This is a genomic window from Lactobacillus sp. UMNPBX4 (assembly GCF_002554115.1).
GTDB lineage: Bacteria > Bacillota > Bacilli > Lactobacillales > Lactobacillaceae > Lactobacillus > Lactobacillus gallinarum.
Genome location: NZ_PCZF01000012.1, coordinates 41624 through 49567, shown reverse-complemented (window position 1 = coordinate 49567; position 7944 = coordinate 41624). Strand labels below are relative to the sequence as shown.

The 7944-nt window shown below is 36.4% G+C and carries 8 protein-coding genes, 1 tRNA gene and 1 other annotated feature; of the genes, 8 read left to right on the top strand and 1 reads right to left on the bottom strand.

All coding sequences use genetic code 11. From position 1 onward, the window contains the following. Nucleotides 1-147: 147 nt before the first annotated feature. The 5 genes from CP355_RS03850 to CP355_RS03830 all read left to right on the top strand — a co-directional run bounded on the left by CP355_RS03850 (nt 148) and on the right by CP355_RS03830 (nt 4534). A tRNA-Arg gene (locus CP355_RS03850) sits at nt 148-221 on the top strand. A 225-nt stretch (nt 222-446) separates the two neighbouring features. Continuing rightward, nucleotides 447-1640, top strand: a complete 1194-nt coding sequence (locus tag CP355_RS03845; RefSeq protein WP_098043926.1) for a GH25 family lysozyme — start codon at nt 447-449, stop codon at nt 1638-1640. 117 nt (nt 1641-1757) lie between these two features. Beyond that, nucleotides 1758-3554: a DUF2207 domain-containing protein gene (locus tag CP355_RS03840; RefSeq protein WP_098043925.1), complete on the top strand. Its 1797-nt coding sequence runs from the start codon at nt 1758-1760 to the stop codon at nt 3552-3554. A gap of 71 nt (nt 3555-3625) precedes the next feature. After that, complete coding sequence (locus CP355_RS03835; protein ID WP_003547962.1) at nt 3626-3805, top strand: 2-hydroxymuconate tautomerase; 180 nt, start codon at nt 3626-3628, stop codon at nt 3803-3805. Nucleotides 3806-3871: 66 nt separating this feature from the next. Next, nucleotides 3872-4534, top strand: a complete 663-nt coding sequence (locus CP355_RS03830; RefSeq protein WP_098043924.1) for an HI_0552 family protein — start codon at nt 3872-3874, stop codon at nt 4532-4534. Nucleotides 4535-4581: 47 nt separating this feature from the next. Here CP355_RS03830 and CP355_RS03825 read toward each other — a convergent pair whose 3' ends face one another. Then, nucleotides 4582-5610 carry a branched-chain amino acid aminotransferase gene (locus CP355_RS03825; protein ID WP_304441176.1) on the bottom strand — a complete coding sequence of 343 codons (1029 nt, stop codon included), beginning with the start codon at nt 5608-5610 and terminating at the stop codon, nt 4582-4584. A gap of 133 nt (nt 5611-5743) precedes the next feature. Here CP355_RS03825 and CP355_RS03820 point away from each other — a divergent pair, with 133 nt between their 5' ends. From CP355_RS03820 to rpmA, 3 genes are all read left to right on the top strand, one after another. Continuing rightward, the gene (locus CP355_RS03820; RefSeq protein WP_025005859.1) at nt 5744-7111 is read left to right on the top strand and encodes a DUF2325 domain-containing protein; all 1368 of its coding nucleotides are present in this window, start codon (nt 5744-5746) and stop codon (nt 7109-7111) included. Between the two features lie 71 nt (nt 7112-7182). After that, nucleotides 7183-7263 (top strand) — a sequence feature (ribosomal protein L21 leader region). Nucleotides 7264-7277: 14 nt separating this feature from the next. Beyond that, nucleotides 7278-7589, top strand: a complete 312-nt coding sequence (gene rplU, locus CP355_RS03815) for a 50S ribosomal protein L21 (RefSeq protein ID WP_003627604.1) — start codon at nt 7278-7280, stop codon at nt 7587-7589. Between the two features lie 18 nt (nt 7590-7607). After that, nucleotides 7608-7898, top strand: a complete 291-nt coding sequence (rpmA, locus tag CP355_RS03810; protein ID WP_007125344.1) for a 50S ribosomal protein L27 — start codon at nt 7608-7610, stop codon at nt 7896-7898. Nucleotides 7899-7944 lie beyond the last annotated feature (46 nt).

The window sequence follows — 7944 nt, the reverse complement described above, 5'->3', positions numbered from 1 at the left end:
GGTCCAGATGGACTTTTATTTTTATAAAGTGTTCAACTTGATTTTACAATCGGCGAAAAATAATTTTTTAAAAAATATGCTTGCATTTTTAAAAGATATTCCCTATAATAATTTATGTTCTGTTGAGGACATACAAACATACGAAATGGTCTGGTAGCTCAGCTGGATAGAGCAACAGTCTTCTAAACTGTGGGTCGTGGGTTCGAATCTCACCCGGATCACTGATAAAAGCAATACTGCGTGTATTGCTTTTTTTGTGCTTAAAATAAGTTGATCACCATTTGACCACTAAAAATTGTATAATACAAATTCATGACAATAATTAAGTTATTCTTACATTGAAGCTTAATCTGTTGACTAAATTTGCTAACGATATTATTCTAAATTTGATTTCTTAAAAAATAAGTGTGAATTTATATTATTTTCGCATAACGGGGGAAAGAAGATTGACTACTACCAAAAAGATTATTATGAAACTGGCATGTGCAACAGCTCTTGGTGCGGCTGGCGTAGCAGTAACTCAAGTAAATAGACCACAAGTTACTGTTAATGCTGCAACTACTTCTGTAGCAGCTCGTGCTCTTGGGGTTGACGTTGCTAGTTACCAAAGTGCTGATTTATCAAGTCACGCTCAAGCTGGTTCACAATTTGCTATTGTTAAGGTAAGTGAAGGAACCTCTTATCGTAATCCAAAAGCATCTAACCAAATCTCAACAGCTATTTCTAATAATATGATGCCAATGGCATATCATTTTGCTACATTTAGTTCAAATGCTAATGCAGCAGTTGCTGAAGCAAATTACGCTATTAAGGCAGCTCAAGCATTTGGTTTGCCTAAGGGTTCATACATTGCTTGTGACTACGAAACTGGCCAAGGCAACAACATTTATGGTGGTAAGACGCCAACTGCTAACGCAATCATTGCATTCATGGACACAATCAAGGCAGCTGGTTACCAACCACTTCTTTACGCAAGTTCATCTGTTTTGCAAAACAACATTGATACTAACAGTGTAGTTGCCAAGTATCCTAATTCATTGTGGGTAGCCTCATATGCTATTTCAGGTAGAATTGATAATCCTAACTTTAATTACTTCCCATCAATGGACGGTGTATCAATTTGGCAATTTACTGATAACTGGCGTGGCTTAAACGTTGACGGTAATGTTGCAGTTCTTCCATTGTCAATTGATGGAAATGTAACTTCAAACAATGGTGCTATTTCTCAAGCTCCAAGTAAGCCTGCTACTAGTTCAAAACCAGCTGACAATGAACCAACAACTACTGGCTACATTATGAAGAAGTCATACGTTTACAATAAGAAGGGTGAACGTGTAAGTGGTTCATATGCTGCATATACCAATATTAATTATTATGGTGGAGCAACTAAGCTTGATAATGGTAAGACCGCTATTAGAGTTGGCACAGACCGTTACATTATGGCAAGCAATGTTTTAGGTAACTCTCGTGTCTTAAGGCATAATGCTTATGTTTATAAGAATAATGGTTATTCTCGTGCTAGCTGGCGTGTATTAAGAAAAGGCACTCCAATTAAGACATATGGTTCAAAATTCCACATTAATGGTAAGAGCTATTACCGTATTGGTAAAAACATGTATGTTAAGTGTGGTAACTTTTAATTAATAAAAAATAAATAGAAGCGCAAGTGAATTCGTTTATCAGAATTTGCTTGCGCTTTTTTGTGTTGGCAAGATATGATTATTTCAAATAAGTTGGAAAAAGTAAGGAGGGAAATAATGAAAAAGAAACTTCTAAACTTAATAGGAATACTTAGTTTAATAAGTATTTTTGTAATTTGGACTCAACCTGTAAAGGCTGATGTTGATTATGACATTACTGATATGAATGTTACTGCTAAGGTTAATCGTGATGGTTCAGTTATGATCCATCGAAAGATATATTATGATTTTGACAGCGATGCACATGGCGTTTTTTATCGACAAAATTTAACGCAAAAACAGCAAATTAAGGATATTCAAGTAAAGGTAAATAATCAACCGGTGATTGCTGCAAATAACGAGAAAAATAATACTTATCAATTAACCAAGGAAGATAATTCCTATAGGTTTAAGATTTTTCATCGAATTTCGGAAGATAGCCGGATTAAAGTTGAATACTCTTATAAAATTTTAAATTTAATCACTAATTATAAAGATACTGCTGAATTAAATTTTAAAATTATTGGGAATGGTTGGGATGCCGACATTGATCATGCTCAAGCTACAGTTGTTTTTCCTGAACCGGTAAAAGGGCTAAAAGCATGGGCTCATGGCTCGTTAGATGGCTATACTCAAGTTTTGCCACAAAAGGGTAAAGTCATTATGAAAGCAGACGGCGTAGCAGGTGATGTTGGAATCGAAGTGCATGCGATTTTCCCTACCGCTGTCACAGCAGCAAATAAAAATTTTGTTGATCAGAATAAAAAAGCAGCGATTGAAAAGCAAGAGGCGCAACTAGCCAAAGAAGCTAATGAAAGAAGAAAAAGAAAATCATACTTTGGTTGGGGCTTAGCCTTTGTTTCTTTAATTAGTGGGTTAGCAGTTATTATCAAGGGATTCTTTGGTAAAAAATTAGGTTTTAAACCTAAAAAGGAGCGGGATCTTGCTCATAATTATGAAATTCCTAATGTGGATCCAGTAACTGCCCAGGTTTTAGATAATGCTGCCTGGCCAGATACAAAGGCATTTACAGCATATTTAATGCAACTTGCTGGTAAAAAGAAAATTAAAATTGAGGAGTTTAAGACAAAGCACTTAAAGAAGACCAATTATCGAATTTCTGTTGTAGATGAAAGTATCTTAGATGATGATTTGTTATACTTTCTCTTTAAACAGGTAGGAGATGGAAAATCTTTTACAACCAAGGGATTAAGGAATTATACTTCCAGAAAATTAGGCAAAAAATTCGATAGCTGGTGCAAGAAAAGATATAAACAGACCGAAAAAGATGGATTTTTAGATCATGGATTAAAAATGGTTAGAAGTCACTATCGTAGTCTAGCTATCATAGGAATTATGATTAGTATTGCTGCCTGGGCGATTGCAATATTCCAACTTGGTTCATCTACAGCCAGTGTTGTTGGTGGTGGAATTTTACTAATTATCATTGAATTTATCGCTTTCTTTATCGGCAATAATAAGATTAGTCTGTATACAAAAAAAGGCGCGCTTGAAACTGATCAAGTGCGTGGATTTGAAAAGATGCTAGATGACATTGGCAGATTTAAAATGAAAGATGTCGGTGACCTGATTTTATGGGAAGATATTATGCCATACGCGGTTGCCTTTGGTTTGTCGAAAAAAGTTTTAAAGCAATTAAGACTTGAATTCTCTGAAGATGAATTGAATGCGACTGGCTTCATCGTTGGCAGTTCTTTCTATAGTACGGGTAGTGATGGCTTTGAAAGAAACTTTACTAGTAGTTTTTCTGAAGGTGTATCTTATGGTTCGTCGTCCTCATCTGGCGGCAGTGGCGGCTTTTCCGGTGGCTCCTCCGGCGGTGTAGGTGGCGGCAGCGGCGGAGGTGCTTTTTAATCGGAGAATTTTAGAAACAAAACGATGAAAAAACTTGTATAATTAAAGGAAAAAAGAAAGAAGGATGAATTATGCCATTTGTACACATTGAATTAATTAAAGGTCGTTCTGACGAACAAATTACTAACTTAATGAAGGATGTTACTGAAGCCGTTCATAAAAATACAGGCGCTCCTAAGGAACATATTCATGTCATTATTAATGAATTAGGTAAGCATTCATACGGTCAAGGCGGAGAATGGAGGGCTTAATAATTTGAAGATAATCTTTTGCATCGGCGAAAGATTATTTTTTCGTTTTAGGATTAGGGGATAAATATGACGCAATTAACTGATGAAATGTTTCAAATTTTTGATCAACCAGAATTTTCTTTTAAGAAGATCAAAATGCAGCACACTGAAGCAGAAGTAGCAGAATTAAAGGACAAATTTAAAGGCGTATGGCAAACTTGGAAGGCTGTTAATCAGGCTGTAGCAAAAAAATTGCCAGCGGGCGAATTTGCTAAAGTTCATGTAGAGAGCTGGACTAATGGTTGGAATTTGCGCGATCATTACTGGGCTTCATATCGTTTGCAAGACTTAGCAGATGCTAATCCTTGTATTGGCGTAATGCTGGATAAGAAACAATTGCAAGTATATTTGATGTTTCAGCATTATAAGAGTGAAAAAAGAAGAATGGCTTCTGAACAATATAATAAATTATTGACTGACATTCCTAGTTGGAGTAAGCAAATTGATTTGCAAGACTGGTATATTTGGAATGGCGAAATGTCTTCTGAATTTGATAAGCATACAAAATTAAATGATTATTTAAAGCAAAGCGATATTCAGACACAATTTAAATCAGATCTCAAAGATGCAACGTTTTTGATAGGAAAATTTATTTTTAGAGATCAGCAACATGATGTTAATATGGAAGACTTTATTACACAGGCAATTATGGACTTGGCGCCATTGTATGAAAATTTGGATAAAAAATAAGGACTTACTTCGATAAAATATCGAGATAAATCCTTGATAAAATTAATTTAACTTAACTTAACTATCCAATTATATTTGTCTTCTAAATCGCCGACTTGGATGCCAAATAACGTATCATAAAGTTTTTGTGTAATTGGGCCTACTTTGGTTTCGTCACCGAAGGCATGCTTTTTACCTTGGTAGGTAAGTGAGCCGACTGGTGAAATAACTGCGGCCGTTCCCATTGCACCTGCTTCAACGAAGCGATCAACATCATCGATTGGAATTTTTGTTTCAATTGGATTAAGTCCAAGCTCTTCCGCAATCTTTAAAATTGAACGCTTAGTAATAGATGGCAAGATAGAATCTGATTTAGGTGTTTGGAATTGACCATCTTTAGTAATACCGAAGAAATTGGCACCACCAAATTCATCAATGTATTTGTGTTCTTTAGGATCCAAATAAAGAGCATCCGCAAATCCATTTTTCTTGGCAATTAATGATGGCATTAAGCTGCTGGCATAATTACCGGCAGTTTTTGCTTGGCCAGTACCGGCTGGAGCTGCACGGTCGTAATCGCTGACCTCATAAGGCATTGGCTTAAGTCCTTTAATATAAGCTCCGACTGGAGTGGCATAAATTCTAAATTGATAAGTCTCAGATGGTGACACGCCGACAATTGGCTGCATCCCCATCATGAATGGGCGAATATAGAGCGTTCCGCCAGAACCATAAGGAGGAACAAAGTCTTGGTTAGCTTTAACAACCTCCTTAACGGCTTTAATAAATTCGTCTTCAGGATAAGGCTCCATTAATAGTCGTTTTGCAGAGTTAGCCATTCTTTTAGCATTTTGTTCAGGTCTAAATAAATTAATGCCATCATCTTTTCTGCGATAAGCTTTAAGTCCTTCAAAGACCTCTTGGCCATAGTGCAGTTCTTCAGCTGCTTCATTAAAGGTAATTGATGAGTCTTGGGTTAAGTGGCCGCCTTGCCATTTACCATCTTTAAATTCATCAACCCAGCGATAAGGCAAATCGTGATACTTAAAGCCGAGTTTATTCCAGTCTAAGTCTTCGGGATTAGTTTTAGCCATAATTGTCCTCCTCGTTGTCTCAATATCATTTTTATTAGATTATAGTGAGACTTAACTTAAAAAGCAAAAGGTTTGATATATACTTAAAGTAAGTAAAAATAAAACAATATAGTTAAATTGAAAAAGTGGTGAAAATATGTACGATTATCGTAATAATATCAAAGTAATTTTAAATAAAACGGAGGCAGACGACAAAAGTTTAGCCAACAGTTTAAATGCCATCAAAGCAATTATTGCTATGGCTGATGGCGGAAATGTGGACAAACCAAAAGTAAAAAGCGCTCCAAAGAAAAATGCCAATACTCAATCAATTGCCCAACGAAATGCAGATTTGAAGCAATTTAAGCAACTATTGATGGGATTAACTAATTTAATCGAAACACCAGGGAATGAAAAAGCTAAGAAAACTTCATTGGAAGCTCTACATAAATTAACTTTTGTTCCTGGTGTGGGTAAACGTTATGGCAATGTTTTAGGCAAACTAGACCAAGCGATTCAAAAGTCAAAGACTACTAAAGAGGCAGTCAATAAAAAGATTTTTGAAGATGCGATGAAGCCTAAAGAGCAACCTAAGCGTGATTATCGTAAAGGTAGACGCTATACAGTTATCCGTGCACTTTCTGGTTGCAATTTAATTAATGATGATGGTCAAATTGTTTATCGCATTAAGGAATCACAAATTCATTCGCTTAATTTGAAAAGCGGAGATATTGTAGAAGCACTAGAAGATCGAGAGAATCCTCATTTTGAAGCTGAAATTTTGCGTGTTGTTGGCTATCGCAAATTACGTACGCGAGATTATGATCCTATTGAGGAATTTCGTTATGCGGTTGTGCAAGGTCGAACTGGACAATTGGCAATTACGCGTAATATTAAAGGACAAAAATTACGCATCAGAGGTAAGGCAATAACCATTCCAGTAGATTCAAGCTATTATCAAGGTGAAAATATTCATTTGGAAGATGGCTCAATTGTTGATTTAGCTTGGTATACTGGGGATGTTCGCATTAAGAAAAATCCTGCTGATGCCGTACAAATTCGCTGGATTTATCAAGTAGATCCACCTAAACAATCAGACCTTTCTTATAAGAAGAAAGACAAGAGCAAAGATAAAGCAGCAGAAGAATTAACTAAATTAGATATGAATCTGCACTATCAACGAGTAGGTATTGCAATTGGTGATAATCAAAACGAAGGAGTTTTAGAGGGAATAGTTAATCGTTATAATGGCATTCCGATTCCAATTGATGCCTTTGAAGGTAAAAAGAAGGTCATGGAACGCCAAATTAAAGATCTTGATATTGTGATTTTGATGACAGCATATGCTGCTCATGATGCGACTTGGAATATTCAAGAATTTGCTTCAAAATATGGGGTGAAATTTGCAGTTTCGTCATCAAAAGGTTATAGGTCATTTGAAAGAGCACTATATCGTGCGGAAAATAAATTACCTGCTTACGAAGGAACACAAACAATTGACTATAAAGAAGCAAAAGATAACTAATATCTGCTTTGTTTTTATTGATAAATTCTTTTTTAGGTAGTAAACTATAAGAGTTGTATTTGTGGAGACCTCCACATCTGCAACCGCACGGCTCGGGGTTAGAAGTCTTCTTGAGTAAGAAGCACCTCAGTTCGGCGAGTCTAAGTATTTTTTCGGAGGTGTACAAATGTACGCAATTATTAAGACCGGTGGTAAGCAATACAAAGTTGCAGAAGGCGACAGCGTATTTGTAGAAAAGCTTGATGCTGAAGAAGGTAGCTCAGTAACTTTTGACGAAGTTATCCTTGTTGCTAATGGCGACGACGTTAAGGTTGGTACTCCATTAGTAGATGGTGCTAAGGTAACTGCTAAAGTTGAAAAGCAAGGTAAGGAAAAGAAGGTTGTAACTTTCAAGTACAAGCCTAAGAAGCACTCACACAGCAAGTATGGTCACCGTCAACCTTACACTAAGGTTACAGTTGAAAAGATTGAAGCTTAATTCAGAGGTGAAATGATTATGAATATTTTAGGTATGAAATTATTTGCCCACCACAAGGGTGGCGGTTCTACTGCCAACGGTCGTAACTCAGCTGGTCGTCGTTTAGGCGCTAAGGCTGGTGACGGTCAAACTATCCACGCAGGTACTATTATTTACCGTCAACGTGGTACTAAGATTCACCCAGGCAAGAACGTAGGTCAAGGTGGAGACGACACTTTATTTGCACTTGTTAACGGCGTTGTTAAGTTTGAACGTCTTGGCAAGTACAAGAAGCAAGTTTCTGTATACCCAGCTGAAGAAGCTAAGTAATTCAGATATAAAATAAGGCGGGTAGCTAGTGCCACCCGTCTTTTTT